22 protein-coding genes are annotated in these 25,990 nt (G+C 44.6%); 7 read left to right on the top strand and 15 right to left on the bottom strand.

The genetic code is table 11. From position 1 onward, the window contains the following. Positions 1-18: 18 nt before the first annotated feature. The 3 genes from D469_RS0108635 to D469_RS0108625 all read right to left on the bottom strand — a co-directional run bounded on the left by D469_RS0108635 (position 19) and on the right by D469_RS0108625 (position 3,479). Positions 19-843, bottom strand: a complete 825-nt coding sequence (locus tag D469_RS0108635; protein ID WP_018922990.1) for a carbohydrate ABC transporter permease — start codon at positions 841-843, stop codon at positions 19-21. After that, the gene (locus D469_RS0108630) at positions 844-1,830 is read right to left on the bottom strand and encodes a carbohydrate ABC transporter permease (protein ID WP_018922989.1); all 987 of its coding nucleotides are present in this window, start codon (positions 1,828-1,830) and stop codon (positions 844-846) included. It lies immediately after the preceding gene. Positions 1,831-2,069: 239 nt separating this feature from the next. After that, positions 2,070-3,479: an extracellular solute-binding protein gene (locus D469_RS0108625; protein WP_420834852.1), complete on the bottom strand. Its 1,410-nt coding sequence runs from the start codon at positions 3,477-3,479 to the stop codon at positions 2,070-2,072. 342 nt (positions 3,480-3,821) lie between these two features. On the opposite strand from D469_RS0108625, the gene D469_RS0108620 reads away from it, so the two are divergent. The 5 genes from D469_RS0108620 (at position 3,822) to D469_RS0108600 (ending at position 10,193) form a co-directional block, all read left to right on the top strand. Next, on the top strand, positions 3,822-5,000 hold the full coding sequence (locus D469_RS0108620) for an ROK family transcriptional regulator (RefSeq protein ID WP_240473324.1): 1,179 nt from the start codon (positions 3,822-3,824) through the stop codon (positions 4,998-5,000). A gap of 313 nt (positions 5,001-5,313) precedes the next feature. Beyond that, positions 5,314-6,627 (top strand): xylose isomerase, encoded by a 1,314-nt coding sequence (xylA, locus tag D469_RS0108615; protein WP_018922986.1) that lies wholly within the window; start codon positions 5,314-5,316, stop codon positions 6,625-6,627. 20 nt (positions 6,628-6,647) lie between these two features. Further along, the gene (gene xylB, locus D469_RS0108610) at positions 6,648-8,147 is read left to right on the top strand and encodes a xylulokinase (RefSeq protein ID WP_018922985.1); all 1,500 of its coding nucleotides are present in this window, start codon (positions 6,648-6,650) and stop codon (positions 8,145-8,147) included. Positions 8,148-8,241: 94 nt separating this feature from the next. Continuing rightward, positions 8,242-9,267 (top strand): aldose epimerase family protein, encoded by a 1,026-nt coding sequence (locus D469_RS0108605; RefSeq protein WP_018922984.1) that lies wholly within the window; start codon positions 8,242-8,244, stop codon positions 9,265-9,267. A gap of 149 nt (positions 9,268-9,416) precedes the next feature. After that, on the top strand, positions 9,417-10,193 hold the full coding sequence (locus D469_RS0108600; RefSeq protein WP_018922983.1) for an acetoin reductase: 777 nt from the start codon (positions 9,417-9,419) through the stop codon (positions 10,191-10,193). Positions 10,194-10,808: 615 nt separating this feature from the next. Here the strand turns inward: D469_RS0108600 and D469_RS0108595 are convergent. From D469_RS0108595 to D469_RS0108580, 4 genes are all read right to left on the bottom strand, one after another. Beyond that, positions 10,809-11,699 (bottom strand): glycine betaine ABC transporter substrate-binding protein, encoded by an 891-nt coding sequence (locus D469_RS0108595; RefSeq protein WP_018922982.1) that lies wholly within the window; start codon positions 11,697-11,699, stop codon positions 10,809-10,811. Positions 11,700-12,068: 369 nt separating this feature from the next. Further along, positions 12,069-13,064, bottom strand: a complete 996-nt coding sequence (locus tag D469_RS0108590; protein ID WP_018922981.1) for an NAD(P)/FAD-dependent oxidoreductase — start codon at positions 13,062-13,064, stop codon at positions 12,069-12,071. A 40-nt stretch (positions 13,065-13,104) separates the two neighbouring features. After that, positions 13,105-13,473, bottom strand: a complete 369-nt coding sequence (locus tag D469_RS0108585; protein ID WP_018922980.1) for a Rieske (2Fe-2S) protein — start codon at positions 13,471-13,473, stop codon at positions 13,105-13,107. Positions 13,474-13,476: 3 nt separating this feature from the next. Next, on the bottom strand, positions 13,477-14,559 hold the full coding sequence (locus tag D469_RS0108580; protein ID WP_018922979.1) for an amidohydrolase family protein: 1,083 nt from the start codon (positions 14,557-14,559) through the stop codon (positions 13,477-13,479). Positions 14,560-15,013: 454 nt separating this feature from the next. Between D469_RS0108580 and D469_RS0108575 the strand changes: the two genes are divergently transcribed. Beyond that, positions 15,014-15,643 (top strand): metal-dependent hydrolase, encoded by a 630-nt coding sequence (locus tag D469_RS0108575; protein WP_018922978.1) that lies wholly within the window; start codon positions 15,014-15,016, stop codon positions 15,641-15,643. Positions 15,644-15,851: 208 nt separating this feature from the next. On the opposite strand, the gene D469_RS0108570 is transcribed toward D469_RS0108575, so the two are convergent. From D469_RS0108570 to D469_RS0108555, 4 genes are read right to left on the bottom strand one after another with little or no spacing between them, the layout of a single operon-like run. Continuing rightward, positions 15,852-16,670: an ABC transporter ATP-binding protein gene (locus D469_RS0108570; protein WP_018922977.1), complete on the bottom strand. Its 819-nt coding sequence runs from the start codon at positions 16,668-16,670 to the stop codon at positions 15,852-15,854. Between the two features lie 21 nt (positions 16,671-16,691). Further along, positions 16,692-17,735, bottom strand: a complete 1,044-nt coding sequence (locus D469_RS0108565) for a FecCD family ABC transporter permease (protein ID WP_018922976.1) — start codon at positions 17,733-17,735, stop codon at positions 16,692-16,694. After that, on the bottom strand, positions 17,732-18,733 hold the full coding sequence (locus D469_RS0108560; protein WP_018922975.1) for a FecCD family ABC transporter permease: 1,002 nt from the start codon (positions 18,731-18,733) through the stop codon (positions 17,732-17,734). Before D469_RS0108560 ends, D469_RS0108565 begins: the two co-directional genes overlap by 4 nt. Before the next feature lie 48 nt (positions 18,734-18,781). Next, positions 18,782-19,792, bottom strand: coding sequence for an ABC transporter substrate-binding protein (locus D469_RS0108555; protein WP_018922974.1), 1,011 nt, complete (start codon positions 19,790-19,792; stop codon positions 18,782-18,784). A gap of 1,395 nt (positions 19,793-21,187) precedes the next feature. Here D469_RS0108555 and D469_RS0108545 point away from each other — a divergent pair. After that, complete coding sequence (locus tag D469_RS0108545; protein WP_018922972.1) at positions 21,188-22,408, top strand: MFS transporter; 1,221 nt, start codon at positions 21,188-21,190, stop codon at positions 22,406-22,408. A 32-nt stretch (positions 22,409-22,440) separates the two neighbouring features. Here D469_RS0108545 and D469_RS0108540 read toward each other — a convergent pair whose 3' ends face one another. The 4 genes from D469_RS0108540 to htpX all read right to left on the bottom strand — a co-directional run bounded on the left by D469_RS0108540 (position 22,441) and on the right by htpX (position 25,915). Continuing rightward, positions 22,441-22,641: a YwbE family protein gene (locus D469_RS0108540; protein WP_018922971.1), complete on the bottom strand. Its 201-nt coding sequence runs from the start codon at positions 22,639-22,641 to the stop codon at positions 22,441-22,443. Between the two features lie 336 nt (positions 22,642-22,977). Next, the gene (locus D469_RS0108535; RefSeq protein ID WP_240473323.1) at positions 22,978-23,403 is read right to left on the bottom strand and encodes a hypothetical protein; all 426 of its coding nucleotides are present in this window, start codon (positions 23,401-23,403) and stop codon (positions 22,978-22,980) included. Between the two features lie 354 nt (positions 23,404-23,757). Beyond that, complete coding sequence (locus tag D469_RS0108530; RefSeq protein WP_018922969.1) at positions 23,758-24,729, bottom strand: bile acid:sodium symporter family protein; 972 nt, start codon at positions 24,727-24,729, stop codon at positions 23,758-23,760. A gap of 289 nt (positions 24,730-25,018) precedes the next feature. After that, the gene (gene htpX, locus D469_RS0108525) at positions 25,019-25,915 is read right to left on the bottom strand and encodes a protease HtpX (protein WP_018922968.1); all 897 of its coding nucleotides are present in this window, start codon (positions 25,913-25,915) and stop codon (positions 25,019-25,021) included. Positions 25,916-25,990: the final 75 nt, after the last annotated feature.

The following is a 25,990-nucleotide window of genomic DNA, read 5'->3' as shown; positions in this document are numbered from 1 at the left end:
GAAAGACAAGCTTTACACTTACCCTTTTACTGAACCAGCAGCAATTCCCTTTACAATGCGCTCCTGAGCGATAAAGTAAATCAAAAGAAGCGGAAGCGATGCTAATGTAAGAGCAGCCATCATCCCCGGCACATTCACAGAGAAATCACCGTGAAATTCTCGCAGCCCCAATGGCAAGGTAGCGTTACTAGGTGAATTCGTTAAAACGAGCGCGAAAATAAATTCGTTCCACATAATAATGAAGTTATAAATCGTAATGGTCGCAACCGCTGGCTTTAATAACGGGAATAAAATTTTCCAGAAAAGAGTGAAATGCCCGCAGCCATCAATTTTCGCCGACTCTTCCAGTTCAACCGGCAGCTCTTTTAAAAACTGCGTGAATATGACAATCGAAACCGGGAGGGCAAATGCGACATATGGGCCGATAAGCGCCCAGAGCGAATCATACAGCCCCATCGATTGCGTGAGCTGGAAAATAGGAACGAGCGTAGTATGAATCGGAATCATCATCCCGACAAGAAACAATACAAAAATAGGTGTGCTTAATCGAAACTTTAATCTCGCCAACGGATAACTGGCCATTGCCGATAAGATAATGGTCAAGATCACCGAGATGACAACAACGATTAAACTGTTGCCGAAATAAGTGAAGAAGTCCGTTTCAAACAGCAGCATATACTGTTCCAAATTAAAGGACTCCGGCAGGGACCAGGGACTCTGCATAAATTCAAGCTGTTCTTTAAACGACGTGTTGACCATGGCGAAAAAAGGAAGTCCCGTGAATAAGAGCAACGCAATTGCCAACAAATAGAGCAGGAACTTTTTGATAATATTTAGCACCATTTAAAACTCCCCCTTCCTTTTCCGGTCTATGAAGAGAATAAAAATCGTAACAATCAACGCTATGACAAACATAGAGAAGGAAATACTGCTCCCATAACCCATATTAAAATAGGAAAACGCATGATCGTACATATAGGTTGCCATCAGGTGAGTCGAATTGTTTGGCCCACCACCGGTCATAACGTATATCAGATCAAAATACTTTAACGCCCCGATAATTGAAAGAATGGAGGATGTTACAATTGTCGGTATTAACAACGGAAAAGTAATTTTGCGAAAGCGCTGGAATTTAGAAGCCCCATCAATGTCAGCTGCTTCATATAATTCTTCTGGAATCCCGACAATGGCTGCTCGGAATAGAATCATATAAAACGGGGCAAATTGCCAAACGACAACAGCAATGATTGACCATATGGCAGTTGATTCATCGCCAAGCCATCCTCGTTGCAAAGCTTCTAATCCGACAAAGCCTAATAGCTCATTCACTAGACCGAAGCTGGGATCGTATATGTACGTAAATAGGATACCAATCGCGACTGTGGACATTAAAAATGGCATAAAATAAACAGATCGGAAAAAACGAATCCCTTTAATCGGTGCAAATAATAACAACGCCATAATTAAGCCAAGCGGCAGTTGCGTAAGCAAAGAAGCAGCCACTAAAAGGAAGTTATTACTTACAGATTGCCAAAATACGCCATCTGTAAATTGAAACACGTAGTTTTGCAGCCCGATAAAATTGAAATCCTGATCAATTCCTGACCATTCAAACAAACTGTAATAAAACGTCATACCAATCGCATACACCACATACAGCCCATACACAGCTAAAGCAGGTGCCAAGAAAAGAAGAATAGTCCACCCTTCTTTGAATTTAATGGAGCGTTTCTGGCGTTTCTTAGGTGCAGACCCTGGGGAGGTGGCCTTTTGTTGCGCTTGGCTTTCAGTATCTGTGGCCACAAGTTTTTTTTCTGTTGGTTGATTCATGATTTTCACCTCTTTCATCGGGCTTTTTAAACCTCAACTTGCTATTAGGAGCTTTCCTAAGCATTCTTGGCCCTGCCCACTTATCGCTGGCAGTTACATGTAAAGAGAACGGGTGTCCCATAAGGCAGTCGGCTAAAAAAGGCTGGCTGCCTCTCACACCTTAAACGACCTTTTGGGACAACCTCTTGTTCTCCTCGTAATTAATGAAGAAATCAGAATTAGACTTATATTCTACCTATTTACTCATCCTCTTCCTCGTCATCATCGTCATCTTCTGGTACCACTTCTTCATCTTCGGCCAAAATTTCTTCAGCAGCAGCTTCCATTTCTTCAGCAGCTTCTTCTGGAGTAATGGAAAGACCAAACAATGCTTGGGTCGTATCTAAATGAACTTCTGCCAATTCAGAAGGAAGCGTTTGGTCGTAGAAAGATTGAACGTTATCCGCTTCCTCAAGAATTTCACTCATCTCGGCAACATACTCGTCATCATACTCTACACCCTCTACAGCAGAAATCTCAGCGTCTGCATTCGCAAAACTTTCAGCCGTTTCCTGGCTTGTCAGTGCTTTAACTAATTCAACCGCTTCTTCTGGGTGCTCACTCTGTTCAGCTACTGAAAAGACAGGGCTTACGCCACCAACGATATTACTGGCGTCGCCTTCGCCACCTTCAATCTCAGGGAACATAAAGTAATTAAGGTCCTCTTCAAACTCAGGGGCGTCGTCTCTTGTAGCACCAATCATCCAGTCGCCCATAATTTCCATGGCTGCACGGTCGCCGTACAACAACTGACGGGACTGTCCAGTGTCAAAGTCCATTCCGTTAAAGCCGTCCGGGAACGCATTCATTTCCACAAGCTCTTGGATCATATGACCTGCTTCAATATACGCTTCATCATCAAAACCGCGCCCTTCTCTAAGAAAAGCTTCGTCAAACAATTCAACGCCGCCAAGTCGTTCGGCAAAGTACATGAGATAAAATGCTCCCGGCCATCTAGGCTGGTTGGCAAGTGACAATGGGATAATGTCGTTGCTTTCTAGCATTTCAACGATTTCTAGAAATTCATCGTATGTTTCTGGAATTTCAATATCGTACTCATCAAAAATGCGTTCATTATACCAAACAAGCACGGTATCCATCGCAAGTGGCGCCCCGTAGATTTCATCATCAAAGGTAGCCACTGACAACCCGGCATCTAAATAGTCCTCTTCATTAATATCATCTGTTATGTCTTTAACCTGGCCTGCATTTATAAAGTTTTCTAGCCAGCCGCCGCCCCAACTATGGAAGACATCAGGTGGGTCGCCTCCGCCTACGGCAACATTAAAGTTTGTTTTATATGGATCATTTTCGTGTTGTACCACTTCAACACTGACATCTGGATTTTCCTCTTCAAAACGTTCTACAGCTGCTTCGATTTCTTCTTCACCGTAACCGGTTTCAATATGCCACAGCGTTAATTCTTTTTCACCATCTCCGCCACTCGCTTCTCCATCATCATCTGCTTCGGTCGGATCCTCTGTCTCTTCTGGTGGATCGTCTTCTACATCATCTTGTGGTGCATCCGTATCAGCGTCGGCACAAGCTGATAAGGTAAGCAACGGAATAGCAAAACAAAGAAAAAGCCATTCTTTCTTCAAATTAAACACCCCTTAATAAACATATTTGACAGCGCTTACAAGCTGATTAAAGAAAATACTCTCCCCTAAACTCACCTCCCTTAAAAATTCAAACCTGACTAAGTTTGTTCATCGAACTAACTATTTGCTTAAATAGTAGCTAAGTAGTTTTTACTTGTCAAGTGAAAATCAGTAGGTTTCTCAAAAAATTGTAAACCGTTTACATTTGTTAGTATACTATACAACTACGGTTATCTAAAACGAAAATGACTGTATTTGTAAGTAGTTTTGTTTGAGGCGCGGTTTTTTCCTATGGAGGAAGTGTGATAATATGTTTGTTGACTGAAAAAACTAATGGAACTGGTGATGATAATGAAAACTGGTGATCAAAATCTAGTAAAAAAATTGAACAAATCCATAGTCTTGGACATTCTTCAAAAACAATCCCCTATTTCTCGCGCGCAAATATCTAAAACGACTGGTCTTACCAAAGCTACCGTCTCCTCGCTTGTAAGCGAGTTAATGAATGAATCTTTCATTTATGAAATTGGCAGTGGAGAATCCAAAGGTGGACGCAAGCCAGTCATGCTATATTTTAATAAAAATGCAGGCTATTCAATTGGAATAGATGTCGGGGTTGATTATATCTTAGCTATCCTTACTGACCTGCAAGGAAATATTATTGACCAAACGGAAATGACGTTTACTACTTCCCTTAGAAATGAGATTATCGAAAAAATTAAAAACACGATTTCGTATTTGAGCAGCCGCTGTCCAACAAGTCCTTATGGGATTGTCGGTATCGGTGTCGGCGTACCCGGGATCACGGATATAAATGGTACCATTCTTTTTGCCCCTAATTTAGATTGGCATAATGTCGCGTTAAAAGAAGAATTAGAACAAACATTTAACCTTCCTGTTGTTATTGAAAACGAAGCAAACGCGGGAGCACATGGGGAAAAAGTATACGGTGCCGGAAAAAATGTAAGCAACTTAATCTACGTTAGCATTGGCACAGGGATCGGAACAGGGATCATTCTCGGGAATGAATTATATAAAGGGGAAAATGGGATTGCTGGTGAAATGGGACACATCTCAATTGACCCAAATGGCAAAAAATGTAATTGCGGCAACCTTGGCTGTTGGGAGCTGTATGCTTCTGAAAGTGCCCTTGTGCAGCAAGCCACGTCGCTTTCCACCTTTAATGAAAACTATGATATTACGCTCGAACTCCTCTGTGCAGCTGCCCATGAAGGAAACGGAGAAGTGCTTAACTTATTAAATACAATTGGTGATTATATTGGTCTTGGCATCACCAATATTGTAAACGTCTTTAATCCAAAACAAATCATTATTGGCAATCGGTTCTCCAAGCTTGAAAGCTGGATTGCGAACCCGGTGGACCGTGTAATTGAGCAACGTTTGCTCCCCCAACATCAACAATCTCTTGAAGTTACATTCTCTCATTTAGGCGCTTACTCTTGTGCGCTTGGTTCAGCTGCTTTTTCCCTAAGTAACTTCTTATCTCATCATAAAATGTCGATTGATTAATAAGTGAACTATCCTATTTCTCTGCATTCTCTTCTCATGGCAGCATAGCATAGGTGTAAGTCAAACCTTATGCGCTGGCATGAGATTTTTTTATCTCTGAAACATCTTTTAATTCCTCTCCTATAATGGCCCTCGTCCTTCCTTTTCTCTTCTCTTACTCCTATATTTGTGATTGCGAAAAATTACGGGAAACTAGCATCACTTTTACATTACAACTTTTATTTCATTTAACCATTAAACAATCTATTGACAACGCTTTCTTTTTTCAATTAGTATGTTTAGTGAACAAACTAATTGAAAAGGGGATTATTCAATGACTTATTTTACAGATGTTTCTCATATTCCATTCGAAGGTAGATCCTCCGCTAATCCACTTGCTTTTAAATATTATGACGAAACTGAAAAAGTCGGCGATAAGACGATGAAGGAATGGCTTCGTTATTCTGTCGCTTATTGGCATACTTTTAATGAAGGCGGAGCTGACCCATTTGGCGCAGCAACGATTAACCACAAATGGAACCATTATTCAGGCATTGATCAAGCCAAAGCCCGTGCGGAAGCGGCGTTTGAATTTATTGATAAAATCGGTGCGCCGTTTTTTTGCTTTCATGACGTGGATGTGGTTTCACAGACTGATAGTTTGCAAGCCTTCAACAAAGAGTTAGATGAAATCGTGCCTGTTTTGCACTCCTACATGAAAGATACCAATACGGAGCTTTTATGGAATACAGCCAATTTGTTTATTGACCCGCGCTTTTTACACGGGGCGGCTACTTCAAGCAATGCCGACGTATTTGCGTATTCTGCTGCTAAAGTGAAGAAACAATTAGAGATCGGGAAAGAATTAGGTGCGAAAAATTATGTCTTCTGGGGTGGTCGCGAAGGTTATGAATCGTTACTCAATACTGATATGGGTTTTGAATTGGATAACCTTGCCCGCTTTTATCATATGGCAATCGATTATGCGAAAGAAATTGGCTTTGAAGGTCAGTTCTTAATTGAGCCAAAGCCAAAGGAACCTACAAAACACCAGTATGATTATGATGTGGCGTCTGCTTTTGCTTTCTTACAAAAATACGATCTTACCGACCATTTTAAAATTAATATTGAAGCAAACCATGCAACATTAGCCGGTCATTCATTTGAACACGAGCTTCATTACGCAAGAGCCAATAATATGCTTGGTTCTGTTGATGCAAATCAGGGCGACCTGCTATTGGGCTGGGATACGGATGAGTTCCCAACCGATATTTATGCAGCCACACTCAGCATGTATGAAATTTTGAAAAACGGAGGCCTCGGCAATGGCGGCTTGAATTTTGACGCTAAAGTTCGTCGCACTTCTATTGATCCAAGCGATTTATTGCATGGACACATCGTAGGAATGGATACGTTCGCCTATGGTTTAAAAGTCGCTCACCGTCTCCTAGAAGACCGCGCGTTAGAGTCGATTATTGAAAACCGCTATAGCAGCTTTAAAGAAGGCATCGGTCAAGATATCGTTACAAACAATACTGACTTTCATAAGTTGGCAGACTATGCCCACCAAACAGAGATCACAAATATTTCTGGGCGCCAGGAAATGATTAGAGGCATTATCAATCAATACATTCTAGAAACAAACTAAGCAGTGGAAGGGTGAAAACTGTGGCATATGTGATCGGTCTTGACCTTGGCACAAGTGCTGTTAAAGGAATTGTCATCAACAAAGCAGGCGAGATTGTAACCGAAGCGGCTTCGAACCTGCCAATCTCTCATCCTGCCCCGGGCTACAGCGAACAGAATCCAGAAGATTGGGTGACACATACATTAGATGTCTTAAAAGAGCTTCTAAGTCGTCCGAACGTAACGGCCGCAGATATTGAAGGCATCAGTTTTTCCGGGCAAATGCATGGGCTTGTCTTGGTAGATGAAGAGGGGGCTCCGCTTCGTCCAGCCATTCTTTGGAATGATACACGCACAACAGAAGAATGCCGGCTGATTGAAGAAATAGTCGGTTACGAGGAGATTTTAGCGCTAGCCAAAAATCAGCCGCTTGAAGGCTTTACGTTACCGAAGCTGCTCTGGGTGAAAAGGCATGAACCCCAACTTTATCAAAAAGCTCGTACATTATTGCTGCCAAAAGACTATGTCCGTTTTCGTCTAACTGAAACATATCATATGGACTTATCAGATGCAGCCGGAACGTTACTAACAGACATTGAAAACATGAAGTGGAGCGAAGAAATTACCAATCGATTAGACATCGATAGGAACCTTCTCCCTCCTCTCGTTTCTTCAGAAACACAAGTTGGCACACTATCAAAAGCTATTGCCGAAGAAACCGGACTCTCAAAAGACACAGCTGTCTTTGCCGGTGGAGCTGACAATGCTTGTGGCGCAGTAGGTGCAGGGGTGCTGAAAGAAGGCCAGACGATGTGCAGCATCGGCACTTCAGGCGTCATCCTTTCTTATGAGAGTGATGGGTCAAAAGATTTTGCAGGAAAAGTTCATTACTTTAACCATGCGGCAGCCGAGGCTTATTACACGATGGGGGTGACTTTAGCAGCAGGATATAGCCTGGACTGGTTCAAATCTACCTTCTGCCCTGACTTCTCTTTCGAAGAGATTGTGGAAAAAGCAAGCCAAGTACCAATCGGCGCTAACGGTCTCTTATTTACGCCTTACTTAGTCGGCGAACGTTCTCCACACGCAGACGCTGATATTCGCGGGTCCTTTATCGGCATGCACGCTTCACACACGAAATGGGATTTTGCGCGGGCCGTGCTTGAAGGAATCACCTTTTCCTTAAATGAATCATTGCATATTTTAAAAACAAGCGGCAAAACGATCGAGCAAATTGTTTCCATTGGCGGTGGAGCCAAAAGTGAAGAATGGCTGCAAATGCAAGCTGATATCTTTGCCACCCCGATTGTTAAATTACAAAATGAGCAAGGCCCTGGTATGGGAGCAGCGATGATCGCCGCGTGCGGATGCGGCTGGTTTCAATCGCTAGGTGAGTGCGCGGAAGCATTCGTTACAGCCGAGCGAACCATTTATCCTAATAAGGAAAATGCAGAGCGCTATAAGCAATTATTTCCACTCTATCAAGACGTTTATTCGCAAACCGCTGCCTTGTCCAAGCAGTTAAAACGTTTTCGCTCATAAGTGAAATCATTCGCTATCTCATTTTCTCCCCTTCTTCTACTTTCCGGCAATGAAGAAGGGGATTTTCATAACTACTAAGAAAGGGAGTGTTGAGATGAAACAACAACAGCTTACCCACTTTGGCGGAAAGCCGGTGCTAGAAACAACGATTGAAAACCGCAATGGTATCAGGTTGAAAGCACTTAATTACGGGTGTGTTATTACAGAAATCTTACTGCCAGACCGGAACGGAAAGCTTGAAAATGTCGTACTTCATTATGACGATACGGCTAGTTACAAAGAAAATCCCGGCTACCTCGGAGCAATAATTGGACGCACAGCCGGTCGGATCAAAGAGGGGCGTTTCGCCTTAGCTGATGGTCCTTATCAAGTCGCAATCAACGACGGTAATAACAGTCTCCACGGTGGGCATTGCGGCTTTTCTCATCAATTTTGGGAGGTGAACGTACATCACGAAAAAGACGCGGAAGTGATGACTTTTCATTATCACAGTCCCGCCGGTGAAGAAGGGTACCCAGGAAATATGAGCGTCCAGGTAAGTTATACATTAACCGCTGCCAATACGTTAACGATGGAATACCGGGCGACTTCTGATGCCGACACTCCCTGTAATTTGACCAATCATACATATTTTAATTTAAGCGGAAATGGCAAGCGTGACATCTCCCAGCAGCATTTAACACTTTCGAGTTCCTCTTTTTTAGAAGTTAATGACGAGTCGCTGCCTACTGGGGAAGTCTTACCTGTAGCGGACCATTCTGTTTTTGACTTTCGTGAAGGAAAGGAACTTGGAGAGGTTCTTAACGACTTAAATCCTCACATTCAAACAACACATGGAGGACTCGATCACCCTTTTCTGTTAGATGATAACCAATGCCAATTTGCTCGGTTGTATGACAGGATTTCTGGTCGGACCATGAAAATTGAAACCACTTCCCCTGCTGTTGTTTGCTACTCCGGCAACAAGCTAGAAGACGGCTCACAGCACCGCAATCATGCTGGCATCTGTTTTGAAACCCAGCACCCACCTGCTACTTATCACCTCCCGCAATTTGGTGATCCTATTTTACAAAAGGGAGAAGTATATCAAAAACAAACGTCATATCATTTTAGTTGGTAGCAGAGCACACAGGTATGAATGAAGGTAGGTAGGAAGAAAGGAAGAAACGTTGTTTTTTTCATGTATCCTTTCTTCTTTTCTCAACGTTTAGGTCTTTCTTACATTGGGAACTTTACTAAGTAGATTCGATTGGAAAGGAGTCTTCATACATGAGTGAACAAAAAGTTGCAGTAATTACAGGTTCCGGTCAAGGAATTGGCAAAGGGATCGCAGCACGCCTTTCTAAAGATGGGTTTGCCATCGTCATTAACGATATTGATAACGAAACCGCCGAGGCAGCGGCCAAAGAACTACGAGAGCTAGGCCATGAGAGTCATGCCGTTCAAGCTGATGTGAGTAAGCGTGAAGATATGACCAAGTTGGTTGAAGAAACCGTGGAAAAATACGGACGCGTTGACGTTTTTATTAACAATGCCGGTATTGAACAGGTTAAACCTCTTACCGAGGTCACCGAAAAAGATCTTGATACGATGTTCAACATTAATGTGTACGGTACCATTTACGGAATGCAAGCAGCAGCCGAACAGATGAAAAAACAAGAGGGCCGTGGAAAAATCATTAATGCTTCTAGTATCGCCGGCCATAAAGGCTTTAGCTTTTTAGGTGTTTACTCTGCTACTAAATTTGCTGTGCGCGGCTTAACCCAGGCCGCTGCCCAAGAACTGGCACAATTTGATATCAACGTGAACGCGTATTGCCCAGGGATCGTTGGCACCACCATGTGGGAGCGCATTGATAAAGAAATGGTCGACTATATGGACCTCGAGCCCGGCGAAGCCTTCAGCCAGTTTTCCGAAAGCATTACCTTAGGAAGAACCCAGGAACCAGAAGACGTGGCAAACTTCGTCTCCTATCTGGCTTCTTCTGATTCTGATTATATGACGGGTCAGTCTGTTCTTATTGACGGTGGTATTGAGTTCTCTTAAAGGCGGTGCGTGAGCGAGCTACTCTGCATTCACTGCAGGCTCTTTAGCTATACTTTTTCAGAAACTGCTGAAACATTCATTTCACTGTTATTTGCCCTCAACATCCGTCTATTTATTTTAGGGGAGAATGTATTTCTCCCCTCTTTATTTATTACATAGAATGAATTTCATAATTCAAATTAAGATGTTAACATCCGAATAATGAATGTGGCCTTCACATCAGACGGACGCTTTCCCGAGGGCTTGTCTTCAGCTAACTTTTTCGAGGTAACCATGCGAAAAAGTGGATCTTCAGACTGCGCTTTATCCTCCGGGAGTCGCCGTCTTACGTTTCAGCCACTTTTTAAATTCCATATAGTAAATAAAAAATCAAAAGATATTATTCGTTTTATTGCTCATAAAACGTCATTATAAAATAGATTCTATGGTATAAACTATTTGATAATTAATCAATGAAGCCAAGAGATTGAACGACTATGATGCAGTTAGAGGGTCGTACCTATTAAAGTGAGCTGTACTTTAATCTTGGACAGTGGAAAGTTACACCTCTTTTCTCTTTCCAACATCAAAAAACCCCCTGCACAGCAGAGCTGTTACAGAGGGCGTCACATTTATTTATTCAGCTGCTAAATCTTCAATCTCATCAATGTCCATGTACTCTGGCACGACAAGGCCGTTGCGCGTCCCGCTCGAGTTTGGCCCCAAGTCTTCAAAATGCTCTTCGTAATCGTCATAATAGGTTTGCTGCGCTGGAAGCCAGGAAGCAAACATAGCATCAACGTTGCCGCCTTCCATGCCGGCATACATCGCGCTAATTTGTACCGGCGTCAACTCCGGCTCGTAATTTAAATCACGCAGCACTTCGGCCATCACATTCGTGGTTGCAATCGCGTCCACCCACTCTACTAAAGAAAGCTCAACCGTTTCGCCCTCTCCTTCTTCAACGCCTTCAGTCCATTCCGCTACCAGTTCGTCATTATCTTCAATCCAGGTGCGAGCAGCTTCTTCCGGTTCCATTTCCTCTTCTTCTTCCATCAGCATGACTTCATTTTGTTCTTCAAGCTCCCATTCAAACTGGTCAAACAGCTTGTACGCTCCTGGCAGGTCTTCCTCCAGGCCGTTGCGCACGAGCGTATGTACATCGTTTTCATCGCCAAATACCAATTCCGGGTCTTCTAAAAACTTCACATCATGCTCGGTGAACTTCCAGTGCGGCTGCCATCCTGTTACGACGATTGGTTCTTCATTTTCAATCGCGCTCGCCAGTTCAGCTGTCATAACCGCGTCTGAGCTGGACTGCACTTCCCACTCATCACCCAGGTCATACACATCAATCGATTCAGCGGCCATATCCATGATACCGGTTCCCGGGTCAATGCCTGTAATGGTGTAATCTAATTCTTCGCCAATGGAACTGTTCGACTCTCCATCGCCAGACCCTTCTCCACAAGCCACTAGCATAGATAATGCGAATAATGAACTTCCTATCAATAACTTTTTATTCATCGGTGTCATTCCTCCACTTTTAAATTAGTTTTGTTTTCGTGTAACAATTAGGCCTAACGCCTAAGCGAAGCGGGCGCCATCCTGAGGAAAGCGTCCCCGCAGTGCAGACGTTTCATTCATCACAATTCAGCTATACACTAACACACCAATCATGCCCGCTCCCGAAAGTAAAAGGGAGCGGGTGGACATTCGTATAAAACAACACGAGCCAGGCAGCACAAGTGAACTACCTTTTCTACCGATGAACTGGCCAGACTCGAGAACCAACCTTCAGCTAATCGATGTTCACGCCAGCAAACGTTATCGGACTCAGTTTTAAAAACAAGAAAAACAAGGCGCTTGCTTTGTGTACGCTCATTATCGTGTCACTTACGCAAACAGGCTTGTACTATGAGCTGGCTGAAGCTTGGCATCCGGGTCAATTTTAGCCTTCGCATGGTTAACGGCAAGCGGCGCTTCACCAAAGCCGGTGGCAATAAGTTTTACTTTGCCTTCGTACGTCGCAATATCTCCGGCCGCATAAATGCCTTCAATATTGGTTTCCATTTTGGAATCGACAACGAGCGCATTTTTTTCCACGGTTAAGCCCCATGATTTGATCGGGCCTAATGAAGAAACGAAGCCGTGCGTTACTAAAATATCATCCGCGTGCACAATCTTTTCTTCACCCGTTTTTACGTGTTCAAGCACGGTTGGCTCCAGTTCTGCTTCCGTTCCGTCAATCGCTTTTAAGCTGTACGGTGTTAAGACTTCCACGTTTGATTTCTGCAACAGCTCTACGCTGTGTTCGTGGGCGCGGAACTTATCACGGCGATGCACAAGCGTCACTTGATTGGCAATCGGCTCAAGCATTAACGCCCAATCCAACGCGGAATCGCCTCCACCGGAAATGAGAACATTTTTGCCGGCGAATTTTTGCATATCATCCACAAAGTAATGAAGGCGGCTTTTTTCTAAGCGGGCCGCTTCATCTAGCTTCAAACGCCGCGGTTCGAACGCGCCAACGCCCGCTGTGACGACGACAGTCTTAGAATGATGGAAGCCTGCGTTTGTTTGAATGGTAATGGTGCCATCCTCGTGTTTGTTCACGAGTTCCACCGTTTCTTCAAGCACTACAGTTGGGTCGAACGCATAGGCCTGCTCAATTAGATCATCTACCAGTTTTCCAGCGCGAACGCTTGGAAACCCAGCAATGTCATAAATATTCTTTTCTGGATACAGCGCGGCAAGCTGGCCACCGAGCTGCGGCATGCTGTCGATAATTTTCACTTTCATCTGCCGCATGCCGGCGTAAAAGGCAGCAAACAGCCCGGTTGGACCGCCCCCGATGATGGTAATGTCATATAGTTCTTCTTCTGTTGGCATCGTTCAGCCCTCCCATTGGTTGCCTATGGAGATGGGGCGCTTATTTAGTAAGCGCTACCTGCCCATCTTCCACGACCACTTTAAAGTTTCGCAGTTTCAATTTTTCATTGGCTAACATGCAGCCATTGTTTTTAATGTCAAATTCGCGTCCATGCCACGGGCAGCGCAGAATGTCGCCTTCGCGCTGAAAGTTATATTCGCCGAGTTCATCGGTTGGTTCCGGCGCTCCGCAGATTTTCCCTTTTGAAAGTTCCGCTCCCTGGTGAATACAGCGGTCAAGGAACGCGTAATAATGGCCGTCGGACGCCCGACAGACAACAACGTCATGGCGGCCAAACGTAGCCGACATCATTTCACCTGGTTGCAAGTCTTCTTCCTGACATACAATTTCTTTCACAGCTTCTTTCACAGCTTAGCCCTCCTTCTTTTGCAGCTTCGGATAAAAATTCCGCGCGTTTTCGGATAACAATTTCCTCATCAGCTCTTCATCCAATTTCGGCGGCAGAGCTTCGGTCGGTGAATCATAGTCCCAGTGCGGGTAATCGGTGGAGAACGAAACAATCTCCTCGCTTCCCATTTGTTCAAGAATCTGCATAAATTCTTTTTTCGTCATTTCTTCAAGCGGCTGCGTCGTAAAACAGAAATGCTCTCTAATCGTTTTGCTTGGCATTTGGTTTACCCACGGTACTTCGTGACGCAAATCTTTATATTGCTGATCCATTTTCCGCATGAGGAACGGCACATAGGTAAAGCCGCCTTCAATCATCATTACCTTAAGCTTCGGGAATTTTTCAAATACTCCGTTAAAGACTAAGTTGGTCACCTGATTCATGTGCGAAACCGGGATCAGTGTGTGCCACTCAATGAAATATTTTGGCCATTTTCCGTAATGAAGCGGCGGTTCATTGTGATGCATGCCGACCATTAGGTCATGCTTTTCCGCTGCTTCAAAAATTGGATGGTAATACGCGTCGCCCCAGAGAATATCATCGATTGGCAGCAAGATTTGAACCATTTTCGGATGACTGCCGACACGTTCGATTTCTTTCACTGCAGCAGCAGGGTCCTGCGCGGCAATATGAACTGAACCATAGAGACGCTCATCTTTATCCAACCACTTGTCAATCTGCCAATCGTTATAGGCAGACGCCAACGCTGTCGCCATTTCATACCACCCGTGCATTGATGACGGTGACGGATCAAGCGCGCCAGTTAACACACCGATTTCATGACCGAGTGAATCTAACAGCTGCTCTTGCATAAACCCTAGGTCCGTTCCAGCCGGACGGCCGTCCGGCACTCGAGCGTCCGCTCGGTCAACCCCTGCAACAGCTGGCTGCGTATAAGGCATGTGTTTTTCTTGAATCCAATGGGCATCGGTAATGTAACGACGCCACGGCTGATCCAAATAAGGAAGCAGCTCTTCATACATCACCCGTTCATGGATATCTGTATCAATTAGCCCTAAATTGGCGTTTTCTTTAGTGTTTCCCATCAATCTCTCACTCCTCTTTCGCTAAAAGTTAACTGTGAAAAAGAGTATCATGCCGGGAAAAATTCACCAAAGTCGTTTATCGGCGTTTAGAAGAGATTAGAATGCTCAGTGAACGTCAGTGAAGTTCAGTGAGCGCCAGTGATAGAATTTCATTAAATTATTATTTAACATATGAAACTTATTAAATTATGGGAACCCAGTAATGAAAATTCGCGGTGGGAGACTCTTACCTTAACAGACGAATGTTACGTATTTGTCTGCGGATGTTATGTAATCCCCTGGAATGTAACGTATTTACCTATTACGTTTATCAAGTGACATTGAGCACCCATTTTTATCCCGCGCCCTCCTTGAACATATGTTCGATTTTTCTCTTGCAGGCACTGGTATTCTCGCTTATACTTAAGATTCCCATCCATAAAAACGAAGACATTTACATAACAGGAGGGATAAGATGAAGGGGACGACCCACGTATTTATCGGAGGCGTGGTGGGAAGTTATATCGGCTTTCTCGAACAAGACCCGCTGATAGCAGGGGTCTCCATTGCGGCGGCCTCTTTATCTGCGCTCGCTCCCGACCTCGATACCAATAGCACGTTCACCAACCGGATCACACTCAACCCAGAGCGGATTCACCGCATTCTCGCTTTGGTCGGCATTCTCTTGATCATCGCTGCCTTTTGGCCGGCTCAGCCATATGAAACCTGGCTTTTAGTGACAATAGGGGCCGCTTTAGTTATTTTTCCAAAAAAAGCAATCTCGCGTAAGACCTTGCTTCTGTGCACGGCATTTCTCATCGGAGGAACAGGCATCTATTTAGATATGCAGCCGGCACTGCTCACGCTTAGTCTCTTTCTCATACTAGCTGCTTTTTCATCCCACCGCGGTTTCACCCATTCTCTCTTTGGGCTCGCGCTATGGAGTTATATGTGCTATGAAGCAAGCCTTGTCCTTAATATGCAGGTGCTCCTTACAGCCGGCGCAGCAGGCTACGCCTCGCATTTACTCACAGATACTAAGCTCTTTTTAAATAAAAGAGGAATCAAACCACTTTGGATCTTCTTGCCGAAGCTCGAGATTTAAAGAAAACTTGGCAAAGCCAAGCCTGCGGCGTAGGGTGAGCCTTCGTTGCACGTATACCTTTTCCTTCAACGATTTATATATTTTTACGGTGTAAAAAAGGACAGGCTCCCCGCGGCGACGGGAAACCTGTCCTTTCTATATGATATAACAGGTGGGGAGGGTGTAGCATATGCAGCATGAGAAAGTAGGCTACATAGTAGAAAAACAATCAGCCCGTTCGGTTTTCCACTGCTTGGGCGTTTGCTTTTCGTTTGCCAAATGGAATACACATCGGGGTGCCAAATAACGGATCAGCGCTTACCATACAGGGCATATCGAACACGTCACCTATCACCTCCTTTGTCATAATTTCATTAGGCGTGCCGCTTTGGTAAACAGTTTGGTTGCTTACAGCTACCATGTGATCAGCATAACGGGCAGCCAAATTCAAGTCGTGAAGCACCATCACTACGGTTCGGCCGCTTTCTCGGTTTAAATCATACAGGATATCTAAAATTTCAATTTGATGGTTTAAATCTAAATAGGTTGTTGGCTCATCTAATAATAGAAGGTCTGTGTCCTGCGCTAATGTCATAGCGATCCAAGCCCGCTGCCGCTGGCCGCCGGACAACGTTGCCACCGTCCGCTCAGCCAGGTCTTCAAGCTGCACCATCCGGAGTGCCTCGAATACATGCTCTTCATCTTCTTTTGACCATTGATTAAATAAATTTTGATGCGGGTACCGACCTAATTTAACAAGTTGAAACACGCTTAATTCAGCTGGAGCAGTCGGTCCTTGCGGCAAAATCGCCATTTGTTTCGCTACTTCTTTTGTACTCGAGTCTGCCACCGCTTTTCCGTCTAGTACGACAGCGCCCTGCTTTGGCTTCAAAAGCCGTGCCATCGCTCGTAACAACGTCGATTTTCCACTGCCGTTACTACCAATAAACACAGTAATTTCTCCAGGAGGCACTTTTAAATCGAGCGAATCAATGATCGTCGTTTCACCATAGGCTAGCGTCAGGTCCTTCGTTTCAATGGTTGACATAGCTGATGTTCCTTTCTGCATTTATTTTTTCATGCGCACAAATAGATAAATAAAGAAGGGAGCGCCAATCATTGCTGTGAAGACCCCGACTGGAATATCAGTAGGCGCAAACCAAGTCCGCCCAATCCAGTCAGCCAACACAACAATTAATGCGCCTAACAAAGCCGCAACCGGCAAAAGCTGCCCGAAGGAAGAGCCTACCAGTTTTCGTGCCATGTGAGGTGCCATTAAGCCAACAAAACCAATTCCGCCACCAAAGGCTACCGCGATCCCGGCAAAACAGGCGGCCAGTGCGATTAAGCCCGCGCGCTGCCATTGCAAACGCCCGCCGAGACCTATTGTAATCTCCTCACTCACCGCCTGCAGATTCAAAGCCCGAACCATTAGAATCAACAGTGGGATGAGGACAACCAGCCAACCAGCGATAATTTGGACCTCCATCCATTGTGAAGCATGCAAGCTACCTGTCGTCCAAGTATAAGCCTGGCTCGACTGCCAGATGGGACTAAATATCACCATAAATGTCCGCCCCGCCCCAAGCAGGGCCGTTAAGCCGATCCCTACTAAAATCAGCCGAATCGGGCTTACCCCATCTTTCCAAGCTAGCAAATATAAAAGCACTACCGCTAAAAGGGCGCCGGCAAAAGCAAACAACGGTAAAAACTGAATACTTAACGTGGCACTAAATACGGAAATATATAAGACAGCAAATAGTGTAGCTCCGCTTGTCACCCCAATAATATCGGGGGCGGCCAGCGGATTGCGGATCATTCCCTGTAAAATCGCGCCTGACAAAGCCAAACCAACACCGACAAGAATACCTAGCAGCACCCTCGGCATACGAATCGTAAAAATCGTCAACTGATGACTGTCGGAACCAAAACCAAACAGGGCAGCTACAACTTCTTGAAAAGGAATATCTATCGATCCAGACCCAAGGCTGACAATGACAAGCCCTACTAACATCACATTAAGCAGTGCCATAATAAACAAAGCTTTCCTTTCAGCTATAAAGGAGAACTTCATCCGATTGGCACGAAAGGTCTGATATGTACGCGACTTCATCCTTTCATCACTCCCTTTCGTGCTAAATAAATGAAGAAAGGAGCACCGACCACAGCTGTCGCGACACCGACAGGAACTTCGGTCGGGTAAAGAATGAAGCGGGCTGCAATATCAGAAGCGAGCAAAAGAGCAGCACCCAGTACAGCGCAATACGGAATCAACCAGCGATGGTCGACACCAACTAAACCTCGCGTAATATGAGGAATAATAAGCCCGATAAAACCGATCGGACCCGCCATCGCCACCGCACCCCCTGATAACAGCACAACGATGAAAAGACCTGCCCCTTTTACCACCCACGTCCGCTGTCCGAGCCCTTTTGCCACATCTTCACCTACCGAAAGGGCGTTGATCTTCACACCCATAAACAACGAGAGCACGAAACCGAGTAGGAGAAAAGGCAGCACCGGACCAATCACTTCCATCCCTCTTCCTTCCACCGAGCCAGATAACCAGAACAACACTTGATCAAGTGTCTGCTCATTTAAAATTAAAAAGAAAGAAGTAAAAGAGGAAAAGAGAGCGGCCAGGGCCGCGCCCGCCAGTGTCATTTTTAACGGGGTGAGCCCTTCAGGCCCCGAAGCACCTAATGCATAAACAGTAATCGCTGCAATGAAAGCTCCGGCAAAAGCAAACCACATGTAGCCACTAAGTGAACTAACAGAGAACATCGTTACCGCGATGACGACAGCCAGGCTGGCACCAGCATTCACGCCTAATATGCCCGGTGAAGCCATTGGATTCCGCGTAAGAGCCTGCATGATTAACCCGGAGACGGCAAGCGCCGCTCCTACGAGCACAGCAAGCAGCGCTCGCGGCATGCGCATCGTTGTGATGACGGAGTGTTCAGCTGAACCATCATTTGCCTGATACGCTTCAAACACCATTCCAATCGTCGTCGGCGTGTAGCCATAGCCTAGACTGATCATAAATAAGAAACATGTTATCGTGAGTGCAACCACTAATCCTGCAAGTTTTGCTAACGTCTGCCGTGCCATTTCGATGAACTCCTTTTCACTGCCGCTGCTCTGCCTCGATCACGGGGACTAGTCTTCGTTCAATACGAGTTCTTCCACATCTTCAAGTACATAATCTGCGGACAGAATGCCGTACGTCATGTTCCAATAGTCTTGATTTACTTCGTGTACTTGGTCCTCTTGATAAGCTTCTAAGCGTTGAAACAGATCAGTCTCCATCCACTCATCAGCAAACTCATAGCCTTCGCCGTCTCCATCATCTAATACAAAGTAGAAGAGAAGATCTGCATCCATCTCTGGAATGCGTTCTTGTGTTATGTTTTCCACAAAGCCTTCATCCTCGTCATGCAATTCCGGCCGCTCAAACCCTAGCTCCTGCAAAATACTGACGGCATAACTATCATTGTAAAAATAGCGTCCCTGACCTGCAGTGAAGCGGACAACTCCTACTTCCTGGTCGAGCTTCTCTTCAGCAGCTAACGTATCGGAAAGGTCGAACGCACGTTCTTCCCACTCTGCCATTACTTCTTCTCCAGCTTCTGCTTCATTCGCCGCTTCTGTATATAGTTCAAAGTCTTCTTTCCACGTGCCAAAATATGTTTCTGTAAAAACGGTAGGGGCAATTTCATTAAGTACTTCATACGACTCTTCTTGACGATTTTGGTTCCCTAAAATCAAGTCTGGTTCCAGCGCTTGGATGGCTTCTAAATCAGGCTCTCCCATTTCCCCCACATTGGTTACACCTTCCATTTGGTCTTCCAAATGCGGATACCATTCATCTTCACCCATCGCTTCAGTCGCACCAACCGGCGTAATTCCTACCGAGAGCAAAGCTTCCAGTGCGTCACCCGTTAACGCAACAATACGTTCCGGCTCTTCAGGAACTTCGGCTTCACCCATCGCATGTTCAATCGTGCGCGTTCCCTCCGCCGTATCTTCATCTGTATTCTCATCAGCGCTCGCCTCATCAGCCATTCCTTCTTCTCCTTCAGCTGTACTCGCTTCTTCTTGCTCGTCTGCACCACAAGCTGCTAATACCAACACACTTGCCGCACAAATCGTTAATTGAAACTTTTTCATTTTATGCCCTCCTGAACTATTGTAAAATAAAAGATATTGATAATCATTATCAGTTATTGGTGAAAAGAAAGCCCTCTCCACAGGAGGGTGATATATGCATGCATACAATTATTCATTTGATAATGAGAATCATTTTCAATAATTATCTTACGACAGAAACTCAACAGCGTCAATCACCTTTTTTTCAACCAGCTCACTTTCTCATTTATTACTGAACTCAAGTAACAGTACCTTTATCTAGTTAAATCAAGGCTGGATGAGATTTTAGCTAAAGCAGGACTGCCTATTCCACTCTGTCATTCTCTTACCAAAAACACGGAGTCTTACCACCTGCGAGTTTTATCGTACCAATAAAAAAGAGACTTTCCATTCCAGGAAAGTCTCACATTAAGTATGGAAAGGCCAGCTACCGGTGCTGCCCTCGGTTGATTGCTTCGGACGGGTCATCACCAATTGCCGCGGTAGACCCAATTTCTCGTTCCTTAACTAACGAAAGCCCTGCCTCTCTTCCGTTCTTACGACTCCAAGGTCGCGCCAGTGCAGATAAGGCGGGCACTTTCAAATAATACGTTTATCTTAACTTTAGTTTAACTAGCTTACACAACCAGCAAAAGCTTATTAAAAGCGCCACACAGGGTGAGTTTAGCGTTTGAGGTTTAAAATAGACACTAAACATTCAGTGATGTTCGTTCGAAAAAGCAATACATATACTATACACGGAACCATCAGTCCTGTCAAACTTTTTTTATCGGCTCTGTCAAACCTATTAAACTCTCTCTTAAACAACACCTTTTCTTATTCTTACCTTCTTCTACTTTGACCAGCACGCTCTTCCTAACGATCAAGTGATTCAGCTGTTTTTATTTTATTGCTTTTAATTTTATGTAATTTAAAAGTTTTGAGTTAAAAAAATATGGGAAACTAGTAGACAAGGAGGCACTAGCCTCATGCGCACATACAAAGGGTCTCCCCTTGCAGCCGGCGCGTGTTGGCACATCCGTCGCCAACATACAAAGACGGCGGGCCTCCTACGGTAAAAAGGCACTGGCCCCTGCCTTGATGAGTTTCCGTGCTCATCACCCCCGCTCTGACCCTGTCCACGGTGGACAGGGTTTTTTGGTGCTCGGTCGCACAGTGTACTTGAGTAGCTCCCGTTATACCAATGACTGACAAACGTAGGCTTCATTTCCTCTCGTTCCTCTCCAAAACTATGATACACTCGTCCTACACATCTTTTTATTTCCTATATATTTCAAACGCTGGCGGGCCCATAAGGAAAACTTTCCCTCTAGCACCTTCTAGCTTTTATTCATCAGTTACATATTAAGTTCTGCACAAGTAATCTTTTTATTTATTGAAACGATTCGATCATTTGGAATGAAGGGAGGAAGCTGCATGCATGCTTGGTCGGTGCTTGCTTGGATATCCGTCTCTGTGTTTTTTGCTCTCAGTCTTTGGTTTAGCGCTACCGCAGTCGCACCCGATCTAGCAGAAATATGGGGGCTCAGCCCGGCTTTTGAAGGCTTGTTATCTTCAGCCGTTCCTATCGGTTTTGTGGTTGGCACCTTTATTAGCGCTTATTATGGCTTGAGTGACCGGCTAAATGTTCGTATCATCTTTTCGTGGTGTGCATTTAGTGGTGCTCTCATTAATTTAGGCCTGCTTGTTACTGAATCACCTTACATAGCGCTTGCGTTGCGGGTGTTGACGGGCATTACGCTTGCCGGTGTTTATCCCACTTCAGTCAAGCTCGTCGCACAATGGTTTCCGCAAAAGCGAGGACTGGCAATTGGTATTGTCATTGGGGCGCTCACTCTCGGGTCAGCTTTTCCGCATTTAATAAATGCCCTAGTTGCAGGTGTGAGCTGGGAAGTCGTTATTCTAATTAGTTCCATACTTGCCTTCCTGGCAGCAGCCATGATGTGGTTCATGGTAAAAGACCCAGCTGCTGCCGCGGCCGGAAATGAACCTTTTTCCTTTAAACGTCTTGCGCTCGTTTTTCGCAATCGCCCGGTGATGCTCGCCAACTATGGCTATTTCGGCCATATGTGGGAATTGTATGCGATGTGGACGTGGCTGCCTTTGTTTTTAAGCACCAGCTTTCTCGCTCACAACCCAGATAGTTCTCCCCTGCTTGGGGTTTTTGTCGGATTTGTAGCTATCGGAGTTGCGGGCGTGATTGGTTCGATTGCTGGTGGGTTGTTTGCGGAAAAATACGGACGCGCGCGGGCTACCATTGTAGCTATGGCTGGCAGCGGCCTTTGTGCTGTGCTTATCGGGTTCTCCTTTGGCCAGCCAATCTGGCTCACCACTTTGCTCGCAGTCTTTTGGGGCGTATTTGTAATCGCGGATTCGGCGCAATTTTCAGCTGCCGTCTCCGAATTTGCGGAAGCTTCTTACGTTGGTACGGCTCTGACCTTTCAAATGTGTGTCGGCTTTTTAATTACGATCGGCTCAATTCAATTTATTCCGTTCGCATCTCAACTCATTGACTGGCATTTTACTTTTTCCCTGCTCGCCATTGGACCGTTGCTTGGCATTATTGCGATGGTTCGATTTAGAAGTTTTGAATCTATGAACGTTTCTTCGAACGAAGAAAACAAACTTGATGCATAACTTCTTTCCTTACTTTTTTTCATTACTAACACTTAATAAATTCTTTTCACGCGCCCTACTTGCCCATCCTCTAAACGTACTTTGATGCCATGGGGATGGGTCGGTGCGTTCGTTAATAAATCTTTCACTACCCCACGCGTCAATTTTCCACTGCGCTGGTCTTTTTTTAATACAATATCTACTTCCTGGCCGCGGCTCACCTGCGCTCGCTTAGTACCGTCTGACTGGCTCATTCGTTGTCCTCCTCTTCTAGTATGGTTTAAGCGTACCAGAAATCGCTTCTCTTTGCTTGCTATTATTCGAGCTTCCCTTCCATACCCCTATCTATTACTGGCCCATTTTAGCTTATATGGTTATCTTGCATGTCCTGGTGGACAGCGGCAATATATTAAAAACACTGAATTAGCCGATTTCTATGGTCCTTGCTCTAAATCGTTTGCAAAACCTCTTTTAAACGAGATAACCAATTAAACTTAACAGAACCCATTACGTTGTAAGCTTTGCATGCTCCACTTTCTATCTATGCATAATGCGCATTAGCATCCTTTCAGAAGTTAACATGAATTCATTCACGTTGTATCAATATCTTCCTTCGAAAATCTCAATAGTTCACCATGAAAGTTAAAATGATAAGATTCCATTTCCTCCCTAATAACTAATGGAAATTCTATTGTCGTTTGTTCATTGGGTGCAAGCTCTTCATCTCTAATTTCTACTACATTAGGAGTAATATCTTCTTCCTCATCAATAACATATGGATCACTTATATTATTGTTGGTGTCAGGATGGTCTAAAGATATATCATCATAAAAATCTATGTCGATAAACATAATCTCAGATCCCGTATTTTCAACATCTACCACAATATTAACCATACGATACCCTTCTTGAACATCAAAACTTCTTTGTTCCTCCGTTATATCCGTTATACTTTGGACTTCAACTTCATAGCTATGACCACCATGCTCCATCGTTAATTGATCATTTATACTCACTTCATCTGTAGTACAAGCGATTAAAGACAATATTAAAAATAAAAAAATAACACTTTTAATGGAAAATCACCCCAAAACAAATCTCTTCACCATGTTATCAATACAAGAGAAGGTAAAAAACCTCCTCTGAGTACTTTAAAATAATGAAATCTTCTATTTCTTCTTCATCTTCAGTATGAAAAGTTGATTTTTCAGAAATATCAACTTTACCTCCCCTCCTACATTATAATTCAGAGTCAAGATCTAAACTTATTACGACTTATAGCCACGTTATTTTTTTAGATTACAGATACCTATTTGCGGTAAAAAAATAGCCCGCTGTTCGCGGGCTTTTAACAACTCGTCCTCCTCAGGCTACGAAGTATAAGACTTCGTTTGCTCGGTTTCATCAGGAGGATGCTCATTTTTTGAACGATTCCAAAGTGATACAAGCACCGGTCCGGAAATGTTGTGCCATACGGAAAAGATGGCGCTCGGCAAGGCTGCAAGAGGAGTGAAATGAGCAGTCGCCAGGCTCGCCCCAAGACCTGAATTTTGCATCCCGACTTCAATGGATATGGCACGCCGCTTTGTTTCATCTAACCCGCATAGTTTCGCGGTAACATAGCCGAGCAGCAGACCAAAGGAATTGTGTAAAATAACAGCTGTAAATACAGCTATTCCGCTTGTCACCAAGTTCTCCTGATTTTGGCCGACCACCGCCGCTACAATCGCCATAATTGCTACCACGGACACGAGTGGCAAGGCGTTGGTACTTTTTTCTACCGCAACAGGCGCAAAGCTGCGTACCAGGATCCCCAGCGCAATAGGTATGATAATCACTTGCACGATCGACAGCACCATATCACCGACCCCAATTGGCAGCCACTGACCTGCCAACAGTAAAAATGCGACCGGTGTTAAAATCGGAGCACAAATGGTTGATACACTGGTCATGGCTACCGAGACCGGGACATCACCACGTGACAAGTAAACCATGACATTCGAAGCCGTTCCCCCTGGACAAGCTCCGACAAGTACGAGTCCCGCCGCCAATTCAGGCGGTAAATTCATGGCCACCGCAATCAAAAATGCCGCCGCAGGCATAATAATAAATTGCGCTGCCAGTCCGATAATAACCGGCACCGGTTTTTTCATAACAATTGTAAAATCAGATAATTTCATCGTAAGCCCCATACCAAACATAATTATCCCTAGTAATAATGTGATATAAGGAGCAATCCATATAAATGCGTCCGGTGCTAGAAACGCAATCACAGATACGATAATCACAATCAGGGCAAAATACTTGCTCATTGTTTGCCCGATTGTCTGCAGAATATTCATTTGTCTCTCCCCTTTCATAGACTTTAACTATTCTATCTTTTCTGACATTCCTTTGCAACGTTAAACGGATAAAGAAGTGAAGCCACTTTTAAACGCTTTTAATGCGTCTACCCTGATAAAATAACATGCACCAAAAAGATGTATAAACCTTTCTTCGAATCTTCCTTTCAACGCACCAATCATTCTTCATAATAACGATCCACGCAATTAAGATAGACCGCGCCCTGACCTTCAGCGACAAAAAAAGACCCACCCACAATAGGCGGATCTCTTTCTTCTGCGTTTATGATTACTTCGCTTCCAGGCGGCGGATACGCTCATCCAAATCCGGGTGCGAAGAAAACAGCTTTTGCACTTTGCCTTTGCCGTTGATTTTCATTGTTTGCATAGAGTCCTGGCTTTCATCCACGCGTCCCACATAATTCTTCAAGGAACGAAGCGCATGCGCCATTTTATCTTTCCCGGCTAAATCTGCACCACCCTTGTCAGCATGGAACTCGCGGTAGCGCGAGAATGCCATAACGACAATGCTTCCGAGAATGGAAAAGAGAATCTGAAAGATAATAATCGCAATAAAACGGACAATGCCCTGCATTTCACTACGCACAAAACGTGAAACAATCACCGCAGCCACACGCGACAAGAAGACCACAAACGTATTAATAATTCCCTGCAGTAACGTCATCGTTACCATATCGCCATTTGTAACGTGTGCTACTTCATGGGCGATTACGCCTTCTACAGCATCATCATCCATCGTCTCCAAGAGGCCAGTCGATACCGCCACAAGCGAGCGCTTCTTCGTCGGGCCTGTTGCAAAAGCGTTCACTTCTTTATTTTGATAAATACCGACCTCCGGCATATGAACCAGCCCTGCATTGCGAGACATCCGGTGCACCTTCTCAACCACTTTTCTCTCGGTCGGGCTAAGTGACGCTTCCGGGTCAAGCACCTTCACCTTCATCGCCTGCTTCGCAATAAACCGTGACATCGCCAGCGAGATAAAAGCCCCCGCAAACCCGAGCACCAAACTGAACACACCAAGCGAAATCACATCAATTCCGCCGCCGGCATCCACGTACGAAGCATCAATGTTTGTAAATGTCGTAATCAACGACCAAACAATCACTACCGTCGTTAACACCAATATATTTGTTAGTACAAACAACAAAATACGTTTACCCATCCCTAAACCCCCTTAACTACAAAATCTACTTTATCATAAAAAGGCCAGGCAGACCATCTTCTCTTCCTTTGCCCA

The sequence above is a fragment of the Salsuginibacillus kocurii DSM 18087 genome, from assembly GCF_000377705.1.
Classification (GTDB): Bacteria; Bacillota; Bacilli; order Bacillales; family Marinococcaceae; genus Salsuginibacillus; species Salsuginibacillus kocurii.
Note: the sequence above shows the minus strand (reverse complement) of the source record. Positions and strands in the feature narration are given on the sequence as shown.